At 72.4% G+C, this 26,911-nt stretch carries 25 protein-coding genes; 14 read left to right on the top strand and 11 right to left on the bottom strand.

Going from position 1 to position 26,911, the window contains the following annotated elements; genetic code table 11:
• Positions 1-11: 11 nt before the first annotated feature.
• From AB0L37_RS15610 to AB0L37_RS15580, 7 genes are read right to left on the bottom strand one after another with little or no spacing between them, the layout of a single operon-like run.
• Positions 12-353, bottom strand: coding sequence for an ATP-binding protein (locus tag AB0L37_RS15610; RefSeq protein ID WP_365504721.1), 342 nt, complete (start codon positions 351-353; stop codon positions 12-14).
• 33 nt (positions 354-386) lie between these two features.
• A complete protein-coding gene (locus AB0L37_RS15605; protein WP_365504719.1) occupies positions 387-791 on the bottom strand; it encodes an STAS domain-containing protein in 405 nt (134 codons plus the stop codon).
• Entirely contained in the window at positions 788-2,038 is a 1,251-nt protein-coding gene (locus tag AB0L37_RS15600) for a PP2C family protein-serine/threonine phosphatase (RefSeq protein WP_365504717.1), read from the bottom strand. Before AB0L37_RS15600 ends, AB0L37_RS15605 begins: the two co-directional genes overlap by 4 nt.
• Positions 2,035-3,048, bottom strand: coding sequence for a SpoIIE family protein phosphatase (locus AB0L37_RS15595; RefSeq protein WP_365504715.1), 1,014 nt, complete (start codon positions 3,046-3,048; stop codon positions 2,035-2,037). The genes AB0L37_RS15600 and AB0L37_RS15595 overlap by 4 nt, the downstream gene beginning before the upstream one ends.
• The gene (locus AB0L37_RS15590; protein WP_365505079.1) at positions 3,045-3,458 is read right to left on the bottom strand and encodes an ATP-binding protein; all 414 of its coding nucleotides are present in this window, start codon (positions 3,456-3,458) and stop codon (positions 3,045-3,047) included. The genes AB0L37_RS15595 and AB0L37_RS15590 overlap by 4 nt, the downstream gene beginning before the upstream one ends.
• Before the next feature lie 28 nt (positions 3,459-3,486).
• Positions 3,487-3,888: an STAS domain-containing protein gene (locus AB0L37_RS15585; protein WP_365504713.1), complete on the bottom strand. Its 402-nt coding sequence runs from the start codon at positions 3,886-3,888 to the stop codon at positions 3,487-3,489.
• Positions 3,885-4,769, bottom strand: coding sequence for an STAS domain-containing protein (locus tag AB0L37_RS15580; protein WP_365504711.1), 885 nt, complete (start codon positions 4,767-4,769; stop codon positions 3,885-3,887). Before AB0L37_RS15580 ends, AB0L37_RS15585 begins: the two co-directional genes overlap by 4 nt.
• Before the next feature lie 413 nt (positions 4,770-5,182).
• Here AB0L37_RS15580 and AB0L37_RS15575 point away from each other — a divergent pair, with 413 nt between their 5' ends.
• The 4 genes from AB0L37_RS15575 (at position 5,183) to AB0L37_RS15560 (ending at position 9,860) form a co-directional block, all read left to right on the top strand.
• The gene (locus tag AB0L37_RS15575) at positions 5,183-6,664 is read left to right on the top strand and encodes an amino acid permease (RefSeq protein WP_365504709.1); all 1,482 of its coding nucleotides are present in this window, start codon (positions 5,183-5,185) and stop codon (positions 6,662-6,664) included.
• Between the two features lie 10 nt (positions 6,665-6,674).
• Positions 6,675-7,127: an Lrp/AsnC family transcriptional regulator gene (locus AB0L37_RS15570; RefSeq protein WP_338694364.1), complete on the top strand. Its 453-nt coding sequence runs from the start codon at positions 6,675-6,677 to the stop codon at positions 7,125-7,127.
• Positions 7,128-7,303: 176 nt separating this feature from the next.
• Complete coding sequence (locus AB0L37_RS15565) at positions 7,304-8,107, top strand: carbon-nitrogen hydrolase family protein (protein WP_365504707.1); 804 nt, start codon at positions 7,304-7,306, stop codon at positions 8,105-8,107.
• Positions 8,108-8,165: 58 nt separating this feature from the next.
• Positions 8,166-9,860 (top strand): NAD(P)/FAD-dependent oxidoreductase, encoded by a 1,695-nt coding sequence (locus AB0L37_RS15560; protein WP_365504705.1) that lies wholly within the window; start codon positions 8,166-8,168, stop codon positions 9,858-9,860.
• Positions 9,861-9,871: 11 nt separating this feature from the next.
• Here the strand turns inward: AB0L37_RS15560 and AB0L37_RS15555 are convergent, their stop codons facing one another.
• Positions 9,872-10,801: an LLM class F420-dependent oxidoreductase gene (locus AB0L37_RS15555; RefSeq protein WP_365504703.1), complete on the bottom strand. Its 930-nt coding sequence runs from the start codon at positions 10,799-10,801 to the stop codon at positions 9,872-9,874.
• 119 nt (positions 10,802-10,920) lie between these two features.
• The gene (locus AB0L37_RS15550) at positions 10,921-11,637 is read right to left on the bottom strand and encodes a DUF5995 family protein (RefSeq protein ID WP_365504702.1); all 717 of its coding nucleotides are present in this window, start codon (positions 11,635-11,637) and stop codon (positions 10,921-10,923) included.
• Positions 11,638-11,807: 170 nt separating this feature from the next.
• Between AB0L37_RS15550 and AB0L37_RS15545 the strand changes: the two genes are divergently transcribed.
• The 9 genes from AB0L37_RS15545 (at position 11,808) to AB0L37_RS15505 (ending at position 22,784) form a co-directional block, all read left to right on the top strand.
• Complete coding sequence (locus AB0L37_RS15545) at positions 11,808-12,932, top strand: glycoside hydrolase family 6 protein (RefSeq protein WP_365505077.1); 1,125 nt, start codon at positions 11,808-11,810, stop codon at positions 12,930-12,932.
• A 116-nt stretch (positions 12,933-13,048) separates the two neighbouring features.
• Entirely contained in the window at positions 13,049-14,452 is a 1,404-nt protein-coding gene (locus AB0L37_RS15540) for an amidohydrolase (protein WP_365504700.1), read from the top strand.
• Positions 14,453-14,539: 87 nt separating this feature from the next.
• Complete coding sequence (locus AB0L37_RS15535) at positions 14,540-15,982, top strand: nucleobase:cation symporter-2 family protein (protein WP_365504698.1); 1,443 nt, start codon at positions 14,540-14,542, stop codon at positions 15,980-15,982.
• Between the two features lie 13 nt (positions 15,983-15,995).
• Positions 15,996-16,709: a GntR family transcriptional regulator gene (locus AB0L37_RS15530; protein ID WP_365504696.1), complete on the top strand. Its 714-nt coding sequence runs from the start codon at positions 15,996-15,998 to the stop codon at positions 16,707-16,709.
• Positions 16,710-16,767: 58 nt separating this feature from the next.
• Complete coding sequence (locus tag AB0L37_RS15525) at positions 16,768-19,035, top strand: molybdopterin cofactor-binding domain-containing protein (protein ID WP_365504694.1); 2,268 nt, start codon at positions 16,768-16,770, stop codon at positions 19,033-19,035.
• A 75-nt stretch (positions 19,036-19,110) separates the two neighbouring features.
• Positions 19,111-20,040: an amidohydrolase family protein gene (locus AB0L37_RS15520; protein ID WP_365504692.1), complete on the top strand. Its 930-nt coding sequence runs from the start codon at positions 19,111-19,113 to the stop codon at positions 20,038-20,040.
• An 80-nt stretch (positions 20,041-20,120) separates the two neighbouring features.
• Entirely contained in the window at positions 20,121-20,864 is a 744-nt protein-coding gene (locus AB0L37_RS15515; RefSeq protein WP_365504690.1) for a hypothetical protein, read from the top strand.
• Positions 20,851-22,227, top strand: coding sequence for a UbiD family decarboxylase (locus AB0L37_RS15510; RefSeq protein ID WP_365504688.1), 1,377 nt, complete (start codon positions 20,851-20,853; stop codon positions 22,225-22,227). Before AB0L37_RS15515 ends, AB0L37_RS15510 begins: the two co-directional genes overlap by 14 nt.
• Complete coding sequence (locus tag AB0L37_RS15505) at positions 22,224-22,784, top strand: UbiX family flavin prenyltransferase (RefSeq protein WP_365504686.1); 561 nt, start codon at positions 22,224-22,226, stop codon at positions 22,782-22,784. The genes AB0L37_RS15510 and AB0L37_RS15505 overlap by 4 nt, the downstream gene beginning before the upstream one ends.
• On the opposite strand, the gene AB0L37_RS15500 is transcribed toward AB0L37_RS15505, so the two are convergent.
• Positions 22,785-24,176, bottom strand: a complete 1,392-nt coding sequence (locus tag AB0L37_RS15500) for a solute carrier family 23 protein (protein ID WP_365504684.1) — start codon at positions 24,174-24,176, stop codon at positions 22,785-22,787.
• Between the two features lie 145 nt (positions 24,177-24,321).
• Positions 24,322-25,521, bottom strand: a complete 1,200-nt coding sequence (locus tag AB0L37_RS15495; protein ID WP_365504682.1) for an MFS transporter — start codon at positions 25,519-25,521, stop codon at positions 24,322-24,324.
• A gap of 96 nt (positions 25,522-25,617) precedes the next feature.
• On the opposite strand from AB0L37_RS15495, the gene AB0L37_RS15490 reads away from it, so the two are divergent.
• Complete coding sequence (locus AB0L37_RS15490) at positions 25,618-26,784, top strand: ROK family transcriptional regulator (protein ID WP_365504680.1); 1,167 nt, start codon at positions 25,618-25,620, stop codon at positions 26,782-26,784.
• The last annotated feature ends 127 nt before the right edge of the window (positions 26,785-26,911 follow it).

Here is a 26,911-nt window from a genome sequence, read left to right as displayed (position 1 = left end):
GGAGCTGAGGTTCAGAGAGCCGGGGCCGCCCAGGCCGCCTCGATGCACTTGCCGCCGGGTGCCGGGTGCACCGCGAGCCGCTCCGCGAGGCGCTCGACCATCGGCCAGCCGAACCCTCCGCCCCCGCCGAAGTCCGGGGCGCGGGGGACCGGGGCGCGCGGGTCGTCGTCCTCCACCGACACGGCGAGACCGGCCGCGTCGACGTGCAGTCGCAGCCGGGCGAGCGCGCCGGTGTGCCGGGCCGCGTTCGTGACCAGCTCGGTGACGACCAGCAGGACCGCGTCCGCGTCGGCCCAGGGGCAGTGCTCGGCCAGGAAGCGAGCGGCGGTGCGTCGGGCCTGTGTCCCCGTCACGGGACCATCCACCACGATGTCCATGGGTACCGGCTACCCCGCTGCCGGATCTTCATCGCCCCCATACGGGTGGGGAGCGTCCGGTGCGAGCACCGCGTCCAGGCCCGTGATCCGGAAGATGCGCTCCACGACCGGCGAGAGCCTGCGGACCCGCAGCTCGGCGCCGCGTTCCTGGAGCCTGCTGCGGGCCCGCAGCAGGGCGTTGATGCCGCCCGAGTCGAAGAACCGTACGCCCGAGAGGTCGAGGGTCACGGTGGAGCCGGCCGGGGCGGACAGCGCGTTCACGGCGGTGAGCAGCTCCGGCCCGCTCTCGTAGTCGAGGTCGCCGCTCAGCGAGACGACGGGCCCGGTGGGGCCCGCCGCCGTGGCGACGTCCAGGGTGCCGTGCGCCGGTTCGGGGGCGTCGTCGGGTATGTATCCGGCCGCCGCGGGGTTCATCGCGTTCTCCGTACGGTCAGGGCCAGGGTGTCGTCCGGATGCAGGATCACGGTGTGCATCTCCTCCGCGAGGGCGCCGGGGATCTCTTCGGTCGGGCGGTGCCGGTGGCGGACGGTCGCCGACGTGAGCCGGCGCTCGCCCTCGTAGGGGTCGCGGCGGCTCTCGGTGAGGCCGTCCGTGTACAGGACGAGCAGATCGCCGGGGGCGAGCTTTTCGTGCCACAGTCGTTCACTGCCCGCCATCGGGTAACCGATGCCCCTGCCGCGCACTTCGAGGAAGCGGGCGGTGCCGTCCTCGGAGACGAGCAGGGGCGGCGGGTGGCTGCCGTTGGCGAGGGTGAGGTCGCCGGAGACCGGGTCGATCCGGGCCAGCAGGACCGTCGCCATCAGCTCGCGGTCGTACGGCATCAGGATCTCGTCGGTGCGGGCCACGACGGTCTCCAGGGGGTGGCCCTCCAGGGCGAGGGTGCGCACGGCGTGCGTCACGTTCAGGGCGCTGCGGGTGGAGGTCAGGCCATGGCCGAGGGCGTCGACGACGGTGATGTGCACGGTGCCGTCAGGCAGTTGGAACCAGTCGTACAGGTCGCCGCCGGTGGGGGCGTCGGTGCCGGCGGGCGCGTAGTGGATGGCCAGTTCCAGGCCGTCCACCTTCATCGGGCCGGGGCGCAGCGCGTCCTCCAGCTCGCGCAGCATCTGCCCGTGCGCGCGCCGCAGTTGCTCGTCGCGCTCCTCCAACTGGACGTACAGGGCGAGCACTCCGCTGTTCGTCTCGTCGAGTTCATGGGTGAGGCGGCGCCGGTCGGCCTCCAGGGACTCGGCGCGGGCGACGGCCACCCGCAGCTCCTCCTCCAGGAGTTCCGTGGGGTCCGGGGCCCCCGTCGCGATGTCCTGGCGCTCGGGGAGCGGCAGATGCCACACCGTCGTGTCCGCCTCGCGCTGCGCCGGCAGCGGCAGCCCGTGCACGGGGGCGGGCCACGGCGCGTACGGCGCGTGCAGTCGCAGCGTCAACCGCCCCTCCCGCGCGCCCTGTTCGGGGGCCGACTCCAGCGTGACGAGCCGTCCCGCCCGCAGTTCGGGCTCGGCGACCCGCGTCACCGACAGGGTCAGCCTCGTCCGCAGCTCGGCGGGCAGTCGCAGCGAAGCCGCCAACGACCGTACAGTGGCCCGCAGTTCGGGCAGTGAGCGGTGGGTGGTGCGGCGCGGGCCCTCGGGCCCCACGTGCCGCGACGCCGCGGCCTGATCCGTCATGAACTCCTCCTGGCGGCCCCGGTGACCAGGGCAGTCGCGTCGTCGCGTGCCGAGCGATGGCCGTGCCCGAGGGCCGCGGCGAGCAGCCGGGGCGGCAGCCCCAGCAGGAAGGGGGTGGCGGTGTCCGGCCAGCGCGTCGCGATGCCGTCGCTGTGCAGGACCGCCGCGCACTCGTCGGGCATCGGCAGCGTACGGGGCAGCGGCCGCGGCATGTTCCAGCCGACCACGCCCGGCTGGCCCGCGGCCCGGGCCCGTACGCCGTCGTGCGCGACGAGCAGCAGCCGTACGTTGCCGATGCCGCAGTGCTCCGCCGTGCCCGGCCGCAGTCGCAGCAGGCCGACGGCCGCGCCGCGGCTCGCGCGCAGGGCCCGGTCCATCGCCGCGAGCAGGTCGGGCAGCGGCCGGTCGGGCTCCGCGCGGAACGCGGCCACGGCGGCCGCGCTCGCCTCGGCGGCCTCGGCGCCGTGCCCGAGCCCGTCCACCACGGCGACGGTGCGGCCGCCCGGCGCGTCCGCCACCGCCGCGCTGTCCCCGCACTCGTCCTCGCCGCGCACGGGCAGGCACAGCAGGCCGATGTCGGAGCGCGGGGGAGTGCTGCCCGGCGCGTGGAACCGGGCGCAGATCAGGGTGCCCACGCCGGGCAGGGTGCGCAGCGCCAGCTCGTCCGCGAGCCGCCGTGCCGCGCCCATGCCGGAGCCGAGCGACCCGGCCGTGCTGAACCCGTCGACCATCGCCCGGTCCGGCTGCGCCATGCCGGGCCCCCGGTCGACGGCGACCACGTCGAGGCCGCCGCCCTGCGGGAGGCGCTGCACGTAGACGGCGCCGCCCACCGCGTGCCGCAGCAGGTTCCCGGCGAGCTCGCTGGTGAGCACCGCGGTCCGCTCGGCGACGGCGATGCCGAGGCCGCCCGCGAGCGCGGCGGCCCGGGCCAGCGCGGCGGCGTGGTGCACCGCGCTGCTGTGGTCGACGATCACCTGCGAGGTGACGGCGGTGTCGATCGGTGGCCTCATGGCGTGGTCCAGCGGGTCGCGGTCACCGTCGTGCCGGCGCCGGGCCGGGTGTCCAGGTGGAACTCCTCCATCAGGCGCCGGGCGCCGCCCAGGCCGTGGCCGAGGCCGTTGCCCGAGGTCCAGCCGTCCGTCATGGCCGCCGCGATGTCCGGGATGCCGGGGCCCTCGTCCTGTATGACGAGGCGGATGCCGGCGGCGCCGGGCCGGGTCAGCAGCTCCACGCTGAGCGTGCCGCCCCCGCCGTGGATGTAGGCGTTGCGGGCGAGTTCGCTGGCCGCGGTCACCACGCGGGTCTGGTCGACGAGGCCGAAGCCGCATTCGACCGTGGCGGCGCGCACGGCATGACGCACCGTCAGCAGATCGTCGTCGGACCGTACGTCGTAGCTGCGTCGGACGGTCACCTGCGCCATGCCCGACCGCGGCTGGTGCAGGGTGCGCTCATCGGACATGGTCACGGCCTGGGCCCTCCGGTGTCCGCTGCCAGCCGAGCGCGATGAGACCCTGCTCCGCGTTGAGAGCGGTCTCCACGCCGGTCAGCTGGATGCCGAGCTCCACCAGCGTGATCGCGACGGCGGGCCGCATGCCCGCGACGATCACCCTGGCCCCCAACAGCCTTGACATCGTGGTGAGTTCCATCAGCGTACGGGCCACGAACGAGTCGATGATCTCCAGGCGGGAGATGTCGATCAGTACGCCGCGGGCACCGTCGGCCGCGATGCGCTCGGTCAGCTCGTCGGTGAAGGCCACCGCCGACCGGTCGTCCAGCTCGTTGAGCAGCCCTGTCACCAGGACGTCGCCGAGCCGCAGGATGGGTACGCCCGTCGGGCGCGGCGAGTTCACCGCGGTGCCGACTCGGCGACGGCGAGACCGACCGCGGGCTGGTCGGTGAGTTTGACCGCCGCGGTGAGGGCGTCCGCGAGGGTGGCCCGGGTCAGGATGGTGGACAGGTCGATCCCCAACTGAGCGATGGTCTGGGCGATGGGCGGCCGGATGCCGCTGATGACGCAGTCCGCGCCCATCAGCCGGACCGCGTTGACGGTGTGCATGAGGTGCTGGGCGACGGCCGTGTCGACCGTGAGCACCCCGGTGATGTCGATGATGGCAACCTTGGCCTCGTGGTCCTGGATCGCCTGGAGCAGCGACTCCATGACGATCTGGGTGCGGGCCGTGTCCAGGGTGCCGATGAGCGGCACCGCGAGGACGTGCTTCCACAGCCGCACGACGGGCGTGGACAGTTCCATCAGCTGACGGCTCTGCCGCTGGATGATCTCCTCGCGGCCCTCGACGTACGTCTCGAAGGAGAGCGCGCCGGCCGCGTCGAGCATCCGGTTGACCAGGACGGCCGCCGAGAACAGCTCGCTCGTGTCGCGCGTCGTGTGCTGCACCGCGGCGAGCAGCGCCTCCTTGAGGGAGAGCACGGCGAGCGCGGTGTCGGTGGGGGTGGCCCCGGCCCGCACCCGGCGCAGCGACAGCTCGGTGACCGTCGTACGCAGATTGTGGTGCGACGTCACCAGGCGTCCCGCCGGGGTGTCACTGGCGAGCGCCTCGGTCAGGGCGTCGATGAGCAGCAGCGCCTCCTCGCGCAGCTCACCCTCGCTCATGTCCGTGCCGAGCGCAGCCTGTTCCAGCTGGAGCGTCGTCCAGCGGTCGGCGATCTGCTCCTCCTGGTCCCGCAGCGCCTCGAGCAGCAGATTGCGGATGTCGGTCTCGCTGGTACTCACATGCCCCTCTCATCGTCCGTCTCCGGCATATGCGTCCTGCCCATGATGCACAGGTCGAAGTGCCGCTCCCCCTGCCGTGTCGACAGCAGACCGTCCCGGGATCAACGGCCGGGACGGCCCCAACGAATACCCCGGGACGAAGGTTTCACTCCCGCGCGTGAGGTGTGACTCCCGTCACGGCGTGCGCAACAGACGAAACGGGCACCGCAACGAACGTGCGTCGCACGGCGATCCGCGCAACGATCATGCGGCGGTGCGCAAGGTTGCTGCATTACAGCCGGGAAGCCATCTCCCTTAGAGTCATCCGCTGTACGTGGCGTGGCGGGGGACGGCCTGCTCGGCGGTCCCCCGGTCAGGGCGTGGGCCGTCTCGTTCCCCGCAGCCTCAACCGGCAGCGATGAAGGAGCCGACCCGTGCTCGATCACGGCGCACCCCCGCGCACCCCACCCGTCGACCCCGTGACCCCCGGGTTCGGTACCCGGCTGATGCGGCGCAAGCCGGTGGAACGCCTGGTCGCCGAGGGTGGCCAGGGCGAGGGCGGCACGCTGCGGCGCTCCCTCGGCCTCTGGCAGCTGACGATGATCAGCATCGGCGCCACCCTCGGCACCGGCATCTTCGTGGTCCTCGGCGAGGCCGTCCCCAAGGCCGGTCCCGCGGTCACGCTGTCCTTCGTGATCGCCGGACTCACCGCGCTCTTCTCGGCCCTCTCGTACGCAGAGCTGGCCGGCACCATCCCGGTCGCCGGGTCCTCGTACTCGTACGCATACGCAACGATGGGTGAGCTGATCGCCTGGGTGTGCGGCTGGTGTCTGGTCCTGGAGTACGGCGTCTCGGTCGCCGCGGTGGCGGTCGGCTGGGGCGAGTACCTCAACGAACTGCTCGACGGCACGATCGGCGTCACTATCCCGGACGCGCTCTCCGCGCCGCCCGGCGACGGCGGGATCTTCAACCTGCCCGCCCTGATAGTGGTCCTGCTCGCCATGGTGTTCCTGCTGGGCGGCGCCAAGGAGTCGGCCCGCGCCAACACGATCATGGTCGTCGTGAAGATCGCGGCCCTGCTGCTCTTCTGCGCCATCGGCATCAAGGGCTTCCAGTCCGGCAACTACGAGCACTTCATGCCGCTCGGCATGGCGGGCGTCAGCGCCGCGGGCGCCACGCTCTTCTTCTCGTACATCGGGTTCGACGCCGCCTCCACCGCCGGTGAGGAGGCCAAGAACGCGCAGCGCGACCTGCCGCGCGCCATCATGCTCTCGCTCGTCATCGTCACCGCGCTGTACGTGCTCGTCGCCGCGGTCGCCGTGGGGGCCAAGCCCTGGAAGCAGTTCACCGACTCGGAGGCCGCGCTCGCCGGGATCATGAAGGACGTCACCGGCCAGTCGTTCTGGGCGACGCTGCTCGCCGCAGGGGCCGTCATCGCCATCGCGTCCGTCGTGCTGACCGTCCTGTACGGCCAGACCCGCATCCTCTTCGCGATGTCCCGCGACGGGCTCGTGCCCAAGGTGTTCTCCAAGGTCCACCCGAAGACGGGCGCTCCGCGCGCCAACACCGTCATCGTCTCCCTGTTCTGCGGCGTGCTCGCCGCGGCGATCCCGCTTGGCCAGCTCGCCGACGCCACCAGCATCGGCACGCTCTTCGCGTTCGCCCTGGTCAACATCGCCGTGATCGTGCTGCGCCGCACCCGCCCCGACATGAAGCGGACTTTCCGTGTGCCGTTGTCGCCGGTCCTGCCCGTGATCGGCTTCGCACTCTGCGTCTGGATGATGGGCAGTCTGTCCGCGATCACCTGGATCGTCTTCGGTGCCTGGATGGTCGTGGGGCTCGTGTTCTACTTCTGCTACGGGATGCGTCGCTCCCGTCTCGCCGCTCCCGCGGCACCCGTGCCCGCACAGAAGTGAACCGCCTGCCTTGCTGAACGATCTCGACGAACGCATCGTGCACGCCCTCGCGGAGGACGCCCGCCGCTCCTACGCCGACATCGGGCAGCTCGTCGGCCTGTCCGCGCCCGCCGTGAAGCGGCGCGTGGACCGGCTGCGCGCCACCGGCGCGATCACCGGGTTCACCGTGCGGGTCGACCCGGCCGCGCTCGGCTGGGAGACCGAGGGGTTCATCGAGATCTACTGCCGCCGCAACACCTCGCCGGACTCGATCCGGCGCGGTCTGGAGCGCTACCCCGAGGTCGCGTCCGCCTCCACCGTCACCGGTGAGGCGGACGCCCTCGTCCAGGTCTTCGCCTCCGACATGCGGCACTTCGAGCGGGTCCTGGAGCGGATCGCGGGGGAGCCGTTCGTCGAGCGGACCAAGTCCGTCCTCGTCCTCTCCCCGCTGATGCGCCGCTTCACCTCGGGCTCGCCCGCCTGACCGTACGCACCGCGACCGAGAGGTCACGCGAGCGCGCAACGAATCGCCGTCGGCGGCCCCCGGGACGCAACGGATCGCACGCTGAGACGCAACGGTCGGCTCTTGTCCCGCCGACCAGCGGAAACGTACCGTCGTCTGGATCCCTCCCACCCCTTTGGACGACTCCGAGGACCGTCATGCCGTCGTTGCCGCTGCGCACCGCCCTGCTCCAGAGCTCGGGCCGCCCCGGTGTCGTCGCCGAGAATCTCGCGGCGCTCGACGCGGCCGCGGGCCGCGCCGCCGCGTCGGGGGCCCGGCTGCTCGTGGCGCCGGAGATGTTCCTCACCGGGTATGCGATCGGCGACGGCCTCGGCCGCCTCGCCGAGCCCGCCGACGGCCCCTCGTACGACGCCGTCGCCCGGATCGCCGTACGGCACGGCCTCGCCGTCGCCTACGGATGGCCCGAGCGCGACGGCGCCGATGTCTTCAACTCCGCCCAGCTGATCGGCCCCGACGGCAGCCGCCTCGCCGGCTACCGCAAGACCCACCTCTTCGGAGACTTCGAGCGGGCCCACTTCAGTGCCGGTCAACAGGCGGTCGTGCAGGCCGAGTTGGACGGCGTACGGGTCGGGATCATGATCTGCTACGACGTGGAGTTCCCCGAGAACGTCCGCGCCCACGCCCTCGCCGGCACCGACCTGCTCCTCGTGCCGACCGCGCAGATGCACCCCTTCGAGTTCGTCGCCGAGTCCGTCGTGCCGGTGCGCGCCTTCGAGAACCAGATGTACGTCGCCTACGCCAACAGGGCCGGCCGGGAAGGGGAGTTCGACTTCGTCGGGCTCTCCGTGCTCGCCGGTCCCGACGGCGTCGCGCGGGCCCGCGCCGGACGCGCCGACGAGCTGATCACCGGCGACGTCGACCCGGCCCTGCTCGCCGCCTCGCGCGCCGCGAACCCGTACCTCACCGACCGCCGACCGGGTCTGTACACGTCCCTCACGTGACGTCCGCCCCCGCACCTTCCGCCTCAACTGCCCCGTATCCGCAAGGAGTCCGCACCCCATGACGTCCACGGTGCCCACCGCCGTCCAGCACACCGACGCGCAGCCCCCGATCACCATGTTCGGGCCGGACTTCCCGTACGCGTACGACGACTTCCTCGCCCACCCGGCGGGCCTCGGCCAGATACCCGCGACCGAGCACGGCACCGAGATCGCCGTCATCGGCGGCGGCCTGTCCGGCATCGTCGCCGCGTACGAACTGATGAAGATGGGCCTCAAGCCCGTCGTCTACGAGGCCGACGAGATCGGCGGCCGGCTGCGCACGGTCGGCTTCGACGGCTGCGACCCGTCGCTGACCGCCGAGATGGGCGCGATGCGCTTCCCGCCGTCGTCGACGGCGCTCCAGCACTACATCGACCTGGTGGGCCTGAAGACCCGCCCGTTCCCCAACCCCCTCGCGGAGTCCACCCCTTCGACGGTCGTCGACCTCAAGGGCGAGTCGCACTACGCCGAGACGATCGACGACCTGCCGCAGGTCTACCGCGACGTCGCCGCCGCCTGGAACAAGTGCCTCGACGAGGGCGCCGACTTCTCCGACATGAACCAGGCGATGCGCGAGCGCGACGTGCCGCGCATCCGGGAGATCTGGTCCAAGCTCGTCGAGAAGCTCGACAACCAGACCTTCTACGGGTTCCTGTGCGAGTCCGAGGCGTTCAAGTCGTTCCGGCACCGCGAGATCTTCGGCCAGGTCGGCTTCGGCACCGGCGGCTGGGACACCGACTTCCCCAACTCCATCCTGGAGATCCTGCGCGTCGTCTACACCGAGGCCGACGACCACCACCGCGGCATCGTCGGCGGCTCGCAGCAGCTGCCGCTGCGCCTGTGGGAGCGCGAGCCCGAGAAGATCGTGCACTGGGCGTACGGGACCTCGCTCAAGTCCCTTCACCCGCAGGGCGATCCGCGCCCGGCCGTGACCCGGCTCGCCCGCACGGCAGGGAACCGGATCACCGTCACGGACGCCGACGGCGACATCCGTACGTACAAGGCCGCGATCTTCACCGCGCAGTCCTGGATGCTGCTCTCCAAGGTGGCGTGCGACGACGAGCTGTTCCCGATCGACCACTGGACCGCCATCGAGCGCACCCACTACATGGAGAGCTCGAAGCTCTTCGTCCCCGTCGACCGGCCCTTCTGGCTGGACAAGGACGAGGAGACCGGCCGCGACGTCATGTCGATGACGCTCACCGACCGGATGACCCGGGGGACCTATCTGCTCGATGACGGCCCGGACAAGCCCGCCGTCATCTGCCTCTCCTACACCTGGTGCGACGACAGCCTGAAGTGGCTGCCGCTGTCGGCCAACGAGCGCCTCGAAGTCATGCTGAAGTCGCTCGGCGAGATCTACCCGAAGGTCGACATCCGCAAGCACATCATCGGCAACCCGGTGACCGTGTCCTGGGAGAACGAGCCCTACTTCATGGGCGCGTTCAAGGCGAACCTGCCCGGCCACTACCGCTACCAGCGCCGCCTGTTCACCCACTTCATGCAGGAGGACCTGCCGGCCGACCGGCGCGGCATCTTCCTCGCCGGTGACGACATCTCGTGGACGGCCGGCTGGGCCGAGGGCGCCGTGCAGACCGCGCTGAACGCCGTGTGGGGCGTCATGCACCACCTGGGCGGGGCGACCGACGCGGCCAACCCCGGCCCCGGTGACGTCTACGACGAGATCGCTCCGGTCGAACTGCCGGAGGACTAGAGGACGTTGGGCTAGATGCCGGCGGCGCGGGCCTTCTCGTAGACCTCCGCCGCCACCGCCTTCAGCTCCTGCGCGTCGCGCACCGAGCCCTGGAGGTCGACGAGGATCTCCTCCAGGCCCACCTCGTCGTGCGCGACCAGATCCTCCACGATCTGGTCGACGCTGCCCTGGAACGGCCTGCGGTCGTCGCCGGTGTACGCCTCGCTCGTGTACGTCGTGTTCACGCGCAGCACGCTCTGGAGCGGGGCCGTGCGCCCGCGCTCCTCGGCCAGGGCCTGGAGGTCCGCCCACTGCTGCTTGAGCTGCTCGGCGCCCATCGCCGCCGGCATCCAGCCGTCCGCCCGGTCGACGAGCCGGCGCGCGGCCTTCGGGCTGTTCGCCGGGAGCAGGATCGGCAGCGGCCCGGCGGGCTTCGGCCCGACCTCGGACGGGGCGATCGTGGTCAGCGTCCCCTCGTACGCGACCGGGTCGGGGCCCCACACCGCACGGCATACGTCGATCAGCTCGTCCAGGACCTTGCCGCGCTGCGCGAACGGCGCCACCGAGGCCGCCGCGTACTCGTCGTGCGACCAGCCCGTGCCGATCCCCGCGACGACCCGGCCGCCGCTCGCCGCGTCCAACGAGGCCAGCGAGCGGGCGAGTTGGAACGGGACGTGCAGCGGAGCCACCAGGACGCTGGTGCCGAGCCTGGCCCGGGACGTGGCCGCCGCGGCGAGGGTGAGCGAGACCAGCGGGTCGGCCACCGAGCGGTACTGCTCGGGCCAGGGGAGACCCGGAACCCCGTAGAGCCCCTGCGTCGCGGGGTCCGGGAACAGGATCCGCTCGAAGACCCACAGGCTCTCGTAACCGGTCGCCTCCGCGGCGCGCGCCACGTCGGGGATGTCGCGGCCGATGTCGTACTGCTTCATCTGCGGGAGGCTCAGGCCGAGTCGGGTCGCCATGCGGTGCTCCTTCGCGTTCGTTCACTGTCGTCGTAGCCGGCGCGGTCGTGATCGTGATCGTGATCGCCGACTCAACGTACAGAGAAAGCACGGGAGTTCCGGGTGCGGCGCGGCCGGTTTCAGTCAGGGAGAGGCGTGAGGAGCATGCGGCTCACCAGGCCCACGGAGGCGTCGAGGCGGTGGCCGAACTCGGCGGAGAGGGCGGGCAGTTCACGGAGGGCCCACAGCGCCTGGGCCGCCGCCCACGCACCGTCGCGGGCGCGCTCCAGGGTCCAGGAGCCCAGCAGATGGGTGAGCGGATCGGCGACCTGGAGCAGGTCGGGGCCCGGCATCAGCTCCTCGCGGATGCGCTCCTCCAGTGTCACGAGGATGTCGCCCACGCGCTCGAACTCGTCCTCCACGGCGGTCGGTTCGCAGCCGAGCGTACGACAGGTGTCCATGACGGCCAGCGCGAGATCGTGGCCGATGTGCGCATTGATGCCCGCGAGCGCGAACTGCAACGGACGTACGCCCGGATGGCGCCGGAACTGGAACAGCGGACGCCAGCACGCGGGCGCGCGCAGCCCGTGGGACGCCGCGTCGACGGCCGTGAGATAGCGCTCGGCGAAGCGGACGTCGAGCGTGGCCGCGGCTCTGCGGTCCGCGAAGCCGCCCGCGCGACCGGTGTCGATGGCCCGGTCGAGCGCCTCCGTGACCGCAAGGTAGACGCGGTTGAAGACCGCCACGCCGTCCCGCGGCGGCAGGTCCGCGCCGACCGCCCGCATCCTCGCGAGCACCGTGTCGACGCCGTCGACGGCGGGTGCGTGGGGTTGTGTGATCCGTTCCAACTGCGCCATGCGCGCAGGATCGCAGTCATAGGCTGGCGCGGGTGTCGGCTGGCCGGGGGCTTCCCCAGAACGAGGGAACGGCGGGCCGAGGCGAGGGGGAGAGCACGGTGCCAGGGTTACGTGCGCGGCGGCTCGCCGAGCGGCGGGCCGCACGGCGAAGGGCCGCGGGACGCGGCGCGATGGTCGCGGCCGCATCGGCGGTGGTGGCCGTCGGGACGGTCGCGGGTCTGGTCTCCGCGCTGGACAGCGGTCCGGACGGCGGCGACGAGGCGCGGCCCGTCGTCAGCGATTCGCCCAGCATGGTCCCGCTGCCCGCCCCGACGCTGACCAGCGCGTCCCCGTCCCCGTCGACGAGCTCGAAGAGTTCGAAGAAGCCCGCGGTGAAGAGGTCCGCGCCGGTCCGGCCGAAGCCGACGGCGAAGGCGCCCGCGCCGCCGGCACCCACCGGGCTGTACCGGCACGGCGACTCCCAGGTCCAGGACTGGGTGCGGGCCAACCGCTCCGACCCGCGGCGCCCGCTGATCGAGTCCCGGATCGCGGACCGGCCGGCCGCCGTCTGGTTCGCCGACTTCACGCCCGCCACCATCACGTCCCGGGTGCGCGCGGTGACCTCCGGCGCGGCGGGCGCCGGGCAGGTCCCGGTGGTGGTCCCGTACGCGATCCCCGCGCGGGACTGCGGCGGCTACTCGGACGGCGGGGCGCCCGACATCGCCGCGTACGACGACTGGATCGACAAGTTCGCCGCGGGGCTCGGCTCCCGCGAGGTCATCGTGATCCTGGAGCCCGACGCGCTCTCCCAGACGGAGTGCCTCAGCGGGTCCCAACGGTCCGCACGGTACGCCGCGCTGGCGCGCGCCGGGCGGGTCATGAAGGCCGCGAACCCGCGGGCCCGGGTCTACTACGACGCCGGGCACTCCGACTGGAACCCGGCCGGCACCCAGGCGGAGCGGCTGCGGGCGGCGGGCGCCGCGTCGGCCGCCTCCTCCGACGGCGTCTTCACCAACGTCTCGAACTTCAACAGCACCGGGAACGAGATCGCGTACGCCCGCCGGGTGCTCGCCGCGATGGGCGGCCCGAGCGGCCTCGGCGCCGTCATCGACACCAGTCGCAACGGCAACGGCGCCCCGGCGGACGGCGAATGGTGCGACCCGGACGGCCGCAAGATCGGCCGGGCGCCGACGCTGCGCACCGGGGAGTCCGCGATCGACGCGTATCTGTGGGTGAAACTGCCCGGCGAGTCGGACGGCTGCAAGGGGCAGCCGGGGACGTTCACACCCGACTACGCGTACGAGTTGGCCGAGTGATCCGGCGACTCCCGTAGCGAGACCGCAAGTCCCTTGGCAGCGCGAGGGGTTGACAGTTCAACTGGCCAGAATATGTTGCATGCAATATGAAGTCCGGCCGACCCCTTGGAGGCTCCATGGACTCCCCGCGCACCTGTGATCTCCTGCTCACCGGCGGCCACGTGGTCACCGTCGACGACGCCCGCACCGTGTACGAGCCCGGCGCGGTCGCCGTGACCGGCGGGCGGATCGCCGCCGTGGGACCCGCGGCCGACATCGAAGCCGCCTGGCGGGCGGAGCGGACCGTCGACTGCCGGGGCCGGGCCGTCCTGCCCGGCTTCGTCGACGGGCACAGCCACCTCTTCCAGACGCTGGCCAGGGGCCTGGGGGAGGGGCAGTCGATCTGGCCCTGGCTCTGCGCGTTCATGTGGCCGTACTCGATCGCCGTGGACGCCGAGGACGCCCGGGTCGCGGTCACGCTCGGCGCCGCGGAGGCGCTGCGGGCGGGCATCACGAGCGTCGTCGACCACCACTACGCGCCGACCGACGCGGAAACGGTTCTCTCGGTGGCCTCCGCCATCGAGGCCACCGGCCTGCGCGGTGTCGTCGCCCGCGGCATGCTCGGCCACAAGACGCAGGTCGCCGCCGCGCGAGGCCTGCCCGACGCCCTGTTCCGCCACTCCGTCGCCGACGAGCTCGACCTCACCCGGGACTGCATGCGGGCCAGGCCGGCCGGCTCGCCCGTCCAGATCTGGCCCGCGCCGCTCAACCTCAGCTACGTCGACCAGGACCTGGTGCGCGGCGCGGCCGAGTTGGCGCGTACGCACGACACCAAGTGGCACACCCATTGCAGCGAGGGCGCCAAGGACCCGGCGAGCTACCTGGACGCGTACGGGATCAGGCCCGTCACCTGGCTCGCGCACGAAGGGCTGCTGGACGAGCGGGCCACCCTCGCGCACGCGATCTGGCTCGACGACGAGGAGGTCAAGGCGGTCGGCGGGCGCGGCGCCGGTGTCTCGCACAACCCGTCCTCCAACGCCTACCTGGCCTCCGGCGTCATGCCGCTGCGCCGGCTGCGCGACGCCGGGGCCGTGGTGGCGCTCGGCACCGACGGGCCGAGCGCCGGGCACCGGCAGGACATGTTCGAGGTGATGAAGCAGACCCTGTTCGCACAGCGCCTCGACACCCTCGACCCGGCGGTCGCGCGCTGCGAGGAGGCCCTGGAGCTCGCCACGCGGGAGGGCGGCCGCTACGTCGGCTCGGGCGCCGGAGTGCTCGCCCCGGGCGCCCCCGCCGACCTCGCCGTCGTCGCGCTCGACCGGCCCCACCTGCGGCCGCTGCACCGGGCCGTGTCCGCCCTCGTGTACTCCGCGCGCGGCGGCGACGTCGAGATGACGGTGGTCGGCGGGCGCGTCGTCGTGGAGCACGGGCGCTGCACCCTCGTCGACGAGGAGGCGCTCATGGAAGAGGCCCAGGAGCGGGCCGAACGCCTCGTCCGGCGGGCCGGGTTCGGCCCGCTCGTCACCCCCTGGCTGCACTGAGAGCCGTCGGGTCCCGGCCGTCCGTCCACGGCCCCGGTAAGTGCGCACGAGAACAACACCCGTTCGGCGGGTGGAGGGAGAACGCACATGTCCGACAAGGAAGTTCAGGACGGGGCCGAGCCGACGGCCGCACCCCAGGACCCCGTGGAGACGGTGCCGTCGCTGTGGCGGCTCGTGGTCTACGGATTCCAGCACGTGCTCGCCTTCTACGCCGGCGCGGTGGTCATGCCGCTGCTGGTCGCCGAGGGCATCGGCATGAAGGGCGACGACATCGCGCTGCTCGTCAACGCCTCGCTGCTGACCTGCGGCCTCGCCACGCTGCTCCAGTCCGTCGGCCTGCCCGGCATCGGCATCCGGCTGCCCGTGGTGCAGGGCACCTCGACCACGGCCGTGCCCTCGCTGGTGTCGGTGGGGCTCGCGGCGGGCGGCGCGCAGGCCGGGCTGCCGACGGTGTTCGGGGCGGTGATCGCCGCCGGGCTCGCCCTGTTCGTCGTGGCGCCCGTCTTCAGCAAGCTGGTCCGGTTCTTCCCGCCGCTGGTCACCGGCACCATCGTGACCGTCGTCGGGATCACCCTGCTCGCCGTCGCCGCACGTCAGGTGGGCGGCGGGGACCCGAGCAAGGGGTCGTTCGGCTCGCCCGCGCACCTGGGGCTCGCCGCCGTCACGCTGGTGGTCATCCTGCTCCTGCACAAGCTGTCGCGGGGCTTCGTCGCCACGGTCGCGGTGCTCGCCGGACTCGTGGTGGGGACCGTCGTCGCGGCGATGGCCGGATTCACCGACTTCTCGCGGATCGGGTCGGCGCCCTGGCTCGGCACGGCCGCGCCGCTGCACTACGGAGCGCCGCGCTTCGACGTCATCGCCGTGCTGTCGATCGTCCTCGTGATGGTAATCATCGCGGTGGAGTCCATCGGGCAGTTCTTCGCGGTCGGCGAGATCGTCGGACGCGAGGTCCAGGGCCGGCACGTCACCCGCGCCCTGCGCGCCGACGGGCTCGCGACGGCGCTGGCCGGCGTCTTCAACTCCTTTCCCAGCACGGTGTATTCGCAGAACATCGGCCTGATCAGGCTGACCCGCGTCAAGTCCCGGTGGATCGTCGCCGCGTCCGGCGTGATCATGATGGTGCTCGGGCTCGTACCGAAGGTCGGGGCGATCGTGGCCGCCATGCCGTCCTCGGTGCTCGGCGGCGCGACGATCGTCCTGTTCTCCACGATCGCGGTCGTCGGCGTGCAGATCCTCGTCCAGGCCGACCTCACCGACCAGCGCAACACGATCCTCGTCGCCGCGAGCATGGGTGTCGGCTTCCTGCCCACGGCGTTCCCGCAGTTCGCCGAGCAGATGCCGGGCCGGCAACTGCACGCGCTGTTCGAGAGCGGCATCATCCTCGGCACGATCACGGCAGTGCTGCTCAACCTCTTCTTCCACCACCTGCGCATCCCCGGACGCCGCCGGGAGGGTCGCGCGAACTCTGCCGCATCCATTGACCCGCCCGAACATTACATGCAACATGTAACTCCAACGGGCAAGCGGTGAGGGGGAGTTGACGATGAGCGCAGAGCGAGCGGTCAACCCGGTCGCGGCCGGCAGCCTCCTGGCGGACCGGGCCTACGAGGAACTCAAGGGCGCCGTCCTCGCCAACCGGCTCCGCCCCGGCGACGCCCTCTCCGTACCCGCCCTCGCGGTGCAGATGAACATCAGCCGCAGCCCCGTACGGGAAGCGGTGCAGCGCCTCATCCACGACGGCCTCGCCACGCACGTCCCGCACAAGGGTGCCGTCGTCGCCACCGTCGACGTGGAGGACGTGCGCCAGTTGTACGTCGTCCGCGAGGTGATGGAGGGCCTGGCCGCACGCCTGGCCACCGAGCGCCTCGACGCCTCCCGGGTCGCCGAACTCCGCGACCTCCTGGAGCGCCACGAGCGCGAGGTCGGCACCGGTGTCGACGAGCGCACCCACATCGAGATGGACATGGCCTACCACCGCACCATCCGCGAAGTGGCGGGAAACGCCCACCTCACCGCCGCCCTCGACACCATCCAGGGCAAGGCCCACCTCGCCCTGCACCAGCTGTGGCGCGGCCAGGAGGCACCCCGGCTCGCGGTCGCCGAACACCGCCGGATCTTCGAGGCGATGACGTCCGGCGACCCGGACGCCGCCGACCTCGCGGCCCGCGACCACATCCGCAGGCTCCGCATCCGCCTCTCCCAGGCGGTCGCACCCGGCCCGGCCGCCGGCCCGGGGCACGTCCGCCCCGTCGACTGAACCAGCGCAGCCACGCTCAACTCCCGTACGTCGCAAGGCAGAAGGGAAGTGAACGACCGTGAGTACCGCCACCCGAGCCGCCACCCGTGACGGCGTCGGCACCAGCACTCCGCGTCCCGACGGCCGCCTGAAGGTCAGGGGGGACTTCGCGTACTCCTCCGACCTGCGGGCCGAGGGCATGGTGTGGGGCGCGACCCTGCGCTCCCCGCACCCCAGCGCCCGGATCGTCCGGCTCGACACCACGGCGGCCCTGCGGCTGCCCGGTGTGGTGGCGGTGCTCACCCACGAGGACGTCCCCGGGCGGCCGACGTACGGGATGAAGGTCGCCGACCAGCCCGTCCTCGCCTCCGACGTCGTCCGCTACCAGGGCGAACCGGTGGCCCTCGTCGCCGCCGACCACCCCGAGACCTGCCGCCGCGCCCTCGCCCTCATCGACGTCGCGTACGAGGAACTGCCCGCGCTCACCGACCCGGAGGACGCCGTCCGTGGCGTCGGCCCGCTCGTCCACGAGCACCGGGCCGACGGCAAGCACGGCAACGTCGTACGCCACGTCCGCATCCGCCACGGCGACCTGGCGCGGGCCCGCCGCGAGGCCGACGTGATCGTCACCGGCACGTACGAAGTGGGCATGCAGGACCAGGCGTTCCTCGGCCCCGAGTCCGGCCTCGCCCTCCCCGCCGAGGACGGCGGCGTCGACGTGTACGTCTCCACCCAGTGGCTCCACGACGACCAGCACCAGATGTGCGCGGCGCTCGGCCTGCCCCCGGAGAAGGTGCGTCTGACGCTCTCCGGCGTGGGCGGCGCGTTCGGCGGGCGCGAGGACGTCTCCGTGCAGATCCACGCGGCGCTGCTCGCCCTGCGCACCGGCCGGCCCGTGAAGATGAGCTACGACCGGGAGGAGTCCTTCTTCGGGCACGTGCACCGCCATCCGGCCCGCATGCGGTTCGAGCACGGGGCGACGCGCGACGGGAAGCTCGTGTACGTGAAGGCGCGACTCCTCTTCGACGGCGGCGCCTACACCTCCACCTCCCAGGTCGTCATCGCCAACGGCTCCTACTTCGCGGCCGGCGCCTACGAGGTGCCGCACGCCGAGATCGACGGCTTCTCCGTGTTCACCAACAACCCGCCGTGCGGGGCGATGCGCGGCTTCGGCGCCGTCCAGTCCTGCTACGGCGTCGAGTCCAACCTCGACAAGCTCGCCCGCGAACTCGGCCTCGAACCGGTCGAGTTGAGGCTGCGCAACGCCATGACGACGGGCACCGTCCTGCCGACCGGGCAGGCGGTCGACGGCCCGGCCCCCGCGGCCGAACTCCTCGAACGGCTCCGCGCCCGCCCGCTGCCCCCGGCCGGCGAAGGCCCCTTCGGCAATCCCGGCGGCCTCAACAACACCAGCCACGGCGAAGGCGTCCGGCGCGGCGTCGGCTACGCGATCGGCGTCAAGGCCATCGGCTTCTCCGGCGGCGTCGACGACCGCTCCGTGGCCCGCGTCCGGCTCTCGCTCACCGGCGGCGAACCGGTCGCCGAGGTGCACACCGCCGCCGCCGAGTGCGGCCAGGGCATCGTCACCGTGCAGGCGCAGATCGTCCGCACCGAACTCGGCGTCGAGCGGGTCGTCGTCCTGCCCGCCGACACCCGGGTCGGCGACGCCGGATCGTCCTCGGCGTCGCGCATCACGTGGATGAGCGGGGGAGCGGTGCAGGGCGCGTGTCAGGCGCTGCGTGAGCGCCTCACAGCCCTGGGCGAGGGAACGCTCGCCGAACTCCTGGCCGCACACGGCCCGTTGGAGGAGGAGTACGAGTACGCGCACCGCCGCACCCACCCCATCGACGCCGAACGCGGCCAGGGCGACGCCCACATCGCCTTCGCGTTCGCCGCGCACCGCGCCGTCGTCGACGTGGACACCGACCTCGGCCTGGTGAAGGTGGTGGAGCTGGCCACCGCGCAGGACGTCGGCAAGGCCATGAACCCCCTCGCCGTCGAGGGCCAGATCGAGGGCGGCAGCGCCCAGGGGCTCGGCCTCGCCGTGATGGAGGAACTCCGCGTCGAGAACGGACGGGTGCGCAACCCGTCCTTCACCGACTACCTGATCCCGACCATCGCCGACATGCCGCACGTCCCCATCGACCTGCTCGAACTCCCGCACCCGGATTCCCCGTACGGCCTCAACGGCGTCGGCGAACCGCCCACCCTCTCCTCGACCCCGGCCATCGCGAACGCGCTGCGCGACGCGACCGGGCGGGAGCTGACCAGGGTGCCGGTGCGCCCCGAAGACATCACCGGAACCGGCTCCGGCTCCGGTGGCCTCGACGACGACGAGAGGAGGTGAGGCGGGCCCTGCCCTGGGTCCCCAAACGGTCCACCAAGAAACACGGTTGGCACCAGCTGGGAAGGAAACAGCACCTTGATCATCGACACCCATATGCACCCGACGAACATCGTCGACCAGGCGTGGCGGCACGACGGCTCCCCGTTCACCGGTGAGCGCACGCTGGAGATGATGAACGGCCCGTACATGATCAACGGAAAGCCCCGCCGCATCGACTACGGCTGCATCATGCCGCCGCCCGGCAACTCCGTCTGGCAGGACGGGATGCGCACCGGCCGCGAGGGCATCCGCGACTACATGGCGTACATCACCGAACTGGTCCAGCAGTACCCCGACCGGTTCATCGGGAACTTCATGTACAACCCGCGCTTCGGGCCCGAGAACGGCGCGAAGGAGCTGGAGTTCCACGTCAAGGAGTACGGCTACAAGATGGTCAAGCTGCATGCCAACATGCACGCGTACCGTCCCGACCGTGCCCTCGACTGGCTCCGCCCGGTCCTGCGGGTCTGCGACGAACTGGGTGTCGTCGTCCTCATCCACACCGGCGACGGGCCGTACTCGATCCCGACGCAGTTCTATCCGATCATCCGCGAGTTCAAGGACGTCAACTTCATCCTCGCCCACTTCGGCGTGCAGACCGGCGGCGTCTACTGCTTCGAGGCGCTCTACATGATCCTCGACTCGCCGAACGTGTACGGCGAGTCCGGCTGGCTCCTCCAGTCGCGCATCGTCGAGTTCGCGCAGCAGATGGAGCGGCACCAGCTCGTCTTCGGCACGGACTCCCCGCCGAACGAACCGGGCATGTGGGCACGGGAGTTGGAGGTGCTGTGCGGCCCGCCGCCGCAGGGCATGCACCTGTCCGAGGAGGACCTGGAGGGCTACCTCGGCAACAACATGGCCAAGCTCCTCGGCCTGAAGCCGACCCCGCCGCCGCGCAACCAGGAAGAGGCGCAGCTGCGCCTGAAGGACACATACGCGTCCCTCGACACGGTCGCGCGCAGCTGAGTTCTCGCGCCTCGGGGTGGCCGGTTCGGGGGACCGGCCACCCCGCCCCCTCTTCGGCCGCCACCCAGAGCGGAGTCCTCATGCAGCGCATCGGCCACCTCCTGCCCGCCACCTCGCTCGGCGCCGACCGCTGGACCGCGCAGATCTGCGCGCCCGTCCAGGTCGAGACCGCCCACCCGGGCGCCCGCGCGTCCCTGCCCGAGATCCAGTACGGTCCCGGGCTCGCCCCTTCCCACACCGTCGAACTGGAGCGCGGCGCCGACCAGTTGGCGCAGGCCGGTGTCGACGGGATCGTCTGGCACGGCACCTCCGCCGGGCTCGACGGCGCCGCGCACGCCCGCGCCGTCGCCCGCGTCATCGAGCGGACGGCCGGGGTGCGCGCCTCCACCGTCACCCTCGGTCAGCTCGACCTGCTCGCCCGCGAAGGAATCCACTCGCTGGCCCTCATCACGGCAGGATCGGAACGCGCCGCCGGCCGCCTCGCCGACACCTACCTCGCGGCCGGACTGCGCATCGCGTCCGTCACCGCGCTGGGCCTCGCCACGCCGCGCGAGGCCGCCGAACTCCCTGTGGCGAAGGTGCGCCGCGTGCTCCTCGACGCCGACACGGCCGACGCCCAGTGCCTCGTCGTGGCCGGCACCGAACTGCCCGTCGCACCTGTCGCGGCGCTGGTGGAAAGGGAGGTGGGCAAGCCCGTGCACGACGGGGCGCGGGTCGCGGTGCGTACCGGCCTCGACCTGCTCGGCCTCGACGTCGAAGCGCCGTCGTGGGGCGCCCTGTTCACGGGCGGCGTGCACGCGGGGGTGTGCTGTGACAGCCACTGACCCGGGTGTACGCGCATGGCTGCGCCGGTACGCCACCGAGCACCCCGACGACGTACTGACGGTCGGCGACGAACTCGAAGGCCCTGAAGTGGCGGCCCTCGTGGCCGAGTTGGCGGCGCGCGGTCGCGCCGAGGTCGTCGTCTGCCCGCACGTGAAGGGGCTCGGCGGCACCACCCTGGTCACGAACCTGTTCGCATCCCGGCGCCGGATCGCCCGGCTCCTCGGCACCGACCCGGCCGGACTGCACCGCGCGTACCAGCAGGCCGCCGCCCGCCGGACCGAACCACGGCTCGTCGCCACGGGACCGGTCCTGGACACGGTCGCCGAGGGCGACGACGTCGACCTGACCGCCCTGCCGCTGCTCCGGCACTTCGACTCCGACCGGGGCCCGTACCTGACCAGCGGTGTCATCACGGCCGAAGCGCCGCAGGGCGTCCCCGGCCGTGCCGGCAACCTCAGCTACCACCGCGCCCTCGTCCACAGCCGCACCGAACTCGCCACGAGCCTGCACTCCCGGGGCCATCTGTGGCAGGTGCTGCGGATGGCCGAGGAGCGCGGCGAGGTCCTGCCCGTCGCGATGGTCGTCGGCGCCCACCCGCTGTTCCAGCTCGCCGCGTCCGCCCGCGTCGCCCCCGACATCGACGAACGCACCCTGGCGGGCGGCCTGTTGGGCGCACCCCTCGACGTCGTCCGCACGCCACGGCACGGCATCCGCGTACCCGCGCAGGCCGAACTCGTCCTCGAAGGCGTCATCGACCCGGCCCGCAGCGCCCCCGAAGGTCCCTTCGGCGAGTTCTCCGGCTACTCCTCGGACCGCTCCACGAACAACGTCCTCACCGTGCACAGCGTGCTGCGCCGCCGCGACGCGGTCCTGCTCGACGTGGTCGGCGGCAACAGCGCCGAGCACCTCAACCTGGCCCGCATCCCGCGCGAGTCGGAGATGGCCGAGCAGCTCATGGCCCGATTCCCCGAGGTCACCGCACTGCACTACCCGACATCGGGCACCCATTTCCACGCCTACGTGGCCCTGCGCCGGGCCCGCCCGGGGCAGGCGCGGCAGATCCTGCTCGCGCTGCTCGGCTGGGACCCGTACCTGAAGACGGTGGTGGCGGTGGACGACGACGTGGACGTGACCCGGGACGACGAGGTGCTGTGGGCCCTCGCGACCCATCTCCAGCCGCACGCCGACGTGTTCATGGTCGACGGGCTGCCCGGCAGCCCCCTCGACCCGTCCGCCACACCCGACGGCACCACGTCCCGGATGGGCCTGGACGCCACGCGCGGCCCGCACTTCGACGCCGTCCGCATCCGCACCGACCCGGCGCGCACGGCCCGGGCCCGCGCGCTGCTCGATGCCCGGTGAGGCTGGTCGTCGGGATCACCGGGGCGACCGGCGCCGTCTACGGCATCCGCCTTCTGGAGGCCCTGCGCGCCGTGCCCGCCGTGGAGACCCATCTGATCCTCACCCGCTGGGCGCGGACGACCATCGAGACCGAGACGGACCTCGGCGTCGGCGACGTACTCAAACTCGCCGACGTCGTCCATCGCCCCGGCGACCAGGCGGCGGCGGTCTCCTCCGGCTCGTTCCGCACCGACGGCATGGTGATCGCGCCGTGCAGCATGAAGACGCTGGCGGGGATCCGGGCCGGATACGCGGACGGTCTCGTCGGACGGGCCGCCGACGTGACCCTCAAGGAGGGCCGTCCGCTCGTCCTCGTGCCGCGCGAGAGCCCGCTCCACGAGATCCATCTGGAGAACATGCTGGCCCTGGCCCGCATGGGCGTCCGCATCATGCCGCCGGCGCCCGCGTTCTACCAGCGGCCGAAAACGATCGAGGACCTGGTCGACCACACGGTCGCCCGGGTCCTCGATCAACTCGCCCTGCCGGGACCGGCGGTGGACCGGTGGGCGGGCGGCTAGCTACTTCTTCGCGGCCCCGGTGCTCTCGTCGTACGTCGACGTGCCCGCGTCGAGCAGCGGCTCCTGCGACTTGAGGTGCGCGGGGGCCATCGCCCGCAGCGCGTGGTAACCCGTGATGACGACGATCGTGCCGAGGGCGATGCCGCTGAGCGAGAAGTTGTCGGTGAACTTCAGGGAGACGTTGCCGACGCCGATGATGATGCCCGCGGCGGCCGGCACGAGGTTCAGCGGGTTGCGCAGGTCCACCTTGGCGTTGATCCAGATCTGCGCGCCGAGCAGGCCGATCATGCCGTACAGGATGACGGTGATGCCGCCGAGGACGCCGCCCGGGATCGCGGCGACGATCGCGCCGAACTTCGGGCACAGGCCGAAGAGGAGGGCGAAGCCGGCCGCCGCCCAGTAGGCCGCGGTCGAGTAGACGCGGGTCGCGGCCATCACGCCGATGTTCTCGGAGTACGTGGTGTTCGGCGGGCCGCCGACCGCGGTGGACAGCATGGACGCGGCGCCGTCCGCGGAGATCGCGGTGCCGAGCTTGTCGTCGAGGTTGTCGCCGGTCATCTCGCCGACGGCCTTGACGTGTCCGGCGTTCTCCGCGATCAGCGCGATGACGACGGGCAGCGCGACGAGGATCGCCGACCACTCGAAGGACGGCGCGTGGAAGGAGGGCAGGCCGATCCAGTCCGCCGAGCCGACACCGGAGAGGTCGAGCCGCCAGTGGTCGACGGCCTCGGCGCCGCCGTTCGTCGAGTGGATCTTGCCGAAGACCTGGTCGAAGACCCACGAGATCGCGTAACCGAAGATCAGGCCGAGGAAGATCGCGATGCGGGACCAGAAACCGCGCAGGCACACGACGGCCAAACCGGTGAAGAGCATGACGAGCAGAGCGGTCCACTGGTCGGTCGGCCAGTAGGTGGAGGCGGTCACCGGCGCCAGGTTGAAGCCGATCAGCATGACCACCGCGCCGGTCACGATCGGCGGCATCGCGGCGTGGATGATCCGCGCCCCGAACTTCTGCACCGCGAGACCGACGAGGAAGAGCACGACACCGACGACGAAGACCGCGCCGGTGACCGTCGCGCTGTCGCCGCCCGAGGCCCGGATGACCGCCGCGACGCCCACGAACGAGAGCGAACAGCCCAGATAGCTGGGCACCCGGCCGCGCGTGGCCAGCAGGAAGATGACCGTCGCGACGCCGGACATCATGATGGCGAGATTCGGGTCCAGACCCATCAGAACGGGCGCGACGAAGCTTGCGCCGAACATGGCGACCACGTGCTGGGCGCCGAGCCCGATGGTGCGCGGCCACGACAGCCGCTCGTCGGGACGGACGACGGCACCGGGCGCCGGGGTGCGCCCGTCGCCGTGAAGTTTCCAGCGGACGCCGAGGTCCATGCGCGCACTCTGCTTTCTGTGGTGCCGGGGGTGCCGGTGGTGAGGGTGTGGCTCAAATCGATCGCCTCATGTTAATGCGACGTAAGTGCGAGCGGCGGACCGAGACCCGGCCGCCCGCACCACCCGCACCGCCCGGGCGGACGGTTCAGTCCGCGGGCCCGGACGCCGCCCGCGACCGCTCGCCCGGCCGGAGCACCCCGGCGAACACGACCAGACCGCAGGCCAGCACCGTCACCACGCCGAACGAGACCATCAGGCTCGTCGCCTGGGCGACCCCGCCGATCAGGCTCGGCGCGACCAGCCCCGAGGTGTACGTGACAGTGGCGACGCCCGCGATCGCCTGGCTCGGGTTCGGCCCGCTGTGCCCGGCGGCCGCGAAGCAGAGCGGGACGACCACCGCGATGCCGAGCCCCATCAGCGCGAACCCGCCCATCGCCACGGCAGGGTTCCCCGCCGCCACGATCAGGAGGCCGCCGACCGCGGCCAGCGCACCGCCCGCCCGCACCGTGCGCACCGCCCCGAACCGGTTCACCGTGATGTCCCCGGCGAGCCGGGCCACCGCCATCGTCAGCATGAACCCGGTGGTGCAGGCCGCGGCGAGCCCCGCCGACGTGTCGAGCTGGTCGCGCAGATAGACGGCCGACCAGTCCAGGCTCGCGCCCTCCGCGAACACCGCGCAGAAGCCGACCGCGCCGATGAGCAGCGCCGAACGCGGCGGCAGCGCGAACCGCGGCGGCGGCTCCTCGTCCTCCGTGGGCCGCAGGTCGAGCACCCACTGACAGGCCACGAGGCCCAGCGCGGTCAGGACCAGCGCGGCCAGGGCATGGTGCACCCGCGCGTCCGAACCCAGATGCGCGGCGAGCGTGCCGGCCGCCGAACCGATCAGCGCCCCCGCGCTCCACATGCCGTGCAGGCTGGACATGATCGACCGGCCGAGCCGCTGCTCGACCTCCACACCCAGGGCGTTCATCGCGACATCGGCCATGCCCGACGTGGCGCCGTACGTGAACATCGCCAGGCACAGCGTCCACAGGCTCGGCGCGAGCGCCGGCAGGACGAGCGCCAGCGTCCACAGCGCGAGCAGTCCGCGCAGCGCCGTCCGGCTGCCGAACCGGTGCGTCACGCTCCCGGCCAGCGGCATCGCGCACGCCGCGCCGAACGCCGTGAAGGCGAGCGCGAAGCCGAGCTGACCGGCGCTCACCCCCGTGTGGTCCTGGATCCGCGGCACCCGGGTCGCGAAGGACCCCGTCACCGATCCGTGGATGCAGAAGACCGCGGCCACGGCGTACCGCGCCCGCTTCACTTCCGTCGATATGCCGATGCCGCCGGCGGTCGCCTGAGCCATCGTGTCGGGCCCTCCCCATGTGTCCCGTGAGCGTGCCGCCGTAAACTATCAGGAACCCTGCCTGATAGTTAGAGGATTTCCGCGTAGGATCCCGCCATGCCCGCATCGCCGAGGACCGCCCGCGCCATCAACGACCGGCTCGCGCTCCGCCTCCTCCAGGAGGAAGGACCGCTCACCGCCGGGCAGTTGAAGCAGCTCACCGGCCTGTCCCGGCCCAGCGTCGCCGACCTCGTCGAGCGCCTCACGGCCTCCGGCCTGATCGCCGTCGTGGGGGAGGCGGGCGCCGAGCGCCGCGGACCGAACGCCCGGCTCTACGGGATCGTCGCCGACCGCGCCCACCTCGCCGCGCTCGACGTGCGCACCGAAGGCGTCCGGCTCGTCGTCGCCGACCTGCTCGGCACCGTCCTCGCCGAGGCGTCCGCGCCCGTCGAACCCGGCGAGAGCACGGGCGACGCCGTCGAGCGCGCCGTCGCCCTCCTCGAACGTACGGCGAAGGAGGCGGGGGCCGAGCGGCTGCACACGGTCGGCGTCGGCGCGCCCGGCCTGATCGACCCGGCCACCGGCGAACTGCGCGACTCCACGGGGCTGCCCGAATGGCACCGCCGCCTGGTCGCCGTGCTCCAGGAGCGGCTGCCCGCACGGGTCCTCGTGGAGAACGAGACGAACCTCGCAGCCCTCGCCGAACAGCGCGACGGCGCCACCCGCGACCGCGACACGTTCGTGCTGCTCTGGCTGGGGCTCGGCATCGGCGCGGCGGTCGTCCTGGACGGGAAACTGCGCCGGGGTGCCTCCGGCGGGACGGGGGAGGTGGGCTTCCTGCCGGTGCCGGGCACGGGCGCGCTGCCGTCCGCGACCGGGTGCGACGGGGGCTTCCACTCCCTGGCCGGTTCGGGCGCCATCCTCCAACTCGCCGTCGGACACGGCCTGGTGGGACCCGGCGCGCCGGTGGAGCGGGCGGCGGCCGTCGTACGGGAGGCGGTGGCGTCCGGCGCGGACGCGTTCCTCGACGCCCTGGCCGACCGGGTCGTCCTCGGCGCCGCCGCGGTGGTGGCGGTGCTCGACCCCGGCTGCGTCGTCCTGGCCGGGGAGGTCGGGAGGGCCGGCGGCGACGACCTCGCGCGCCGGGTCTCCGACCGGTTGGCCGGGATGTCCCCGCTGCCGACGGAGGTGCGGGCGGGGGAGCTCGGCGGGGGTGCGGTGTTGGGCGGTGCCCTGCTCATGGCGCGGGGCGCGGCGCAGGAGGATGTGTTCGGGGCGGGTTAGGCCGTGGTCGGGTGCGGCTTTCGTCGTGGCTGGTCGCGCAGTTCCCCGCGCCCCTGAGATGCGGACGCTTCGCGTCGCATTTCCCCTGTAAAGGCTGCGCGCAGCGCATGCCTTCAGGGGCGCGGGG

The sequence above is a fragment of the Streptomyces sp. NPDC052225 genome (assembly GCF_040679615.1).
Classification (GTDB): domain Bacteria; phylum Actinomycetota; class Actinomycetes; order Streptomycetales; family Streptomycetaceae; genus Streptomyces.
This window is presented reverse-complemented; position numbering and strand designations above follow the sequence as displayed.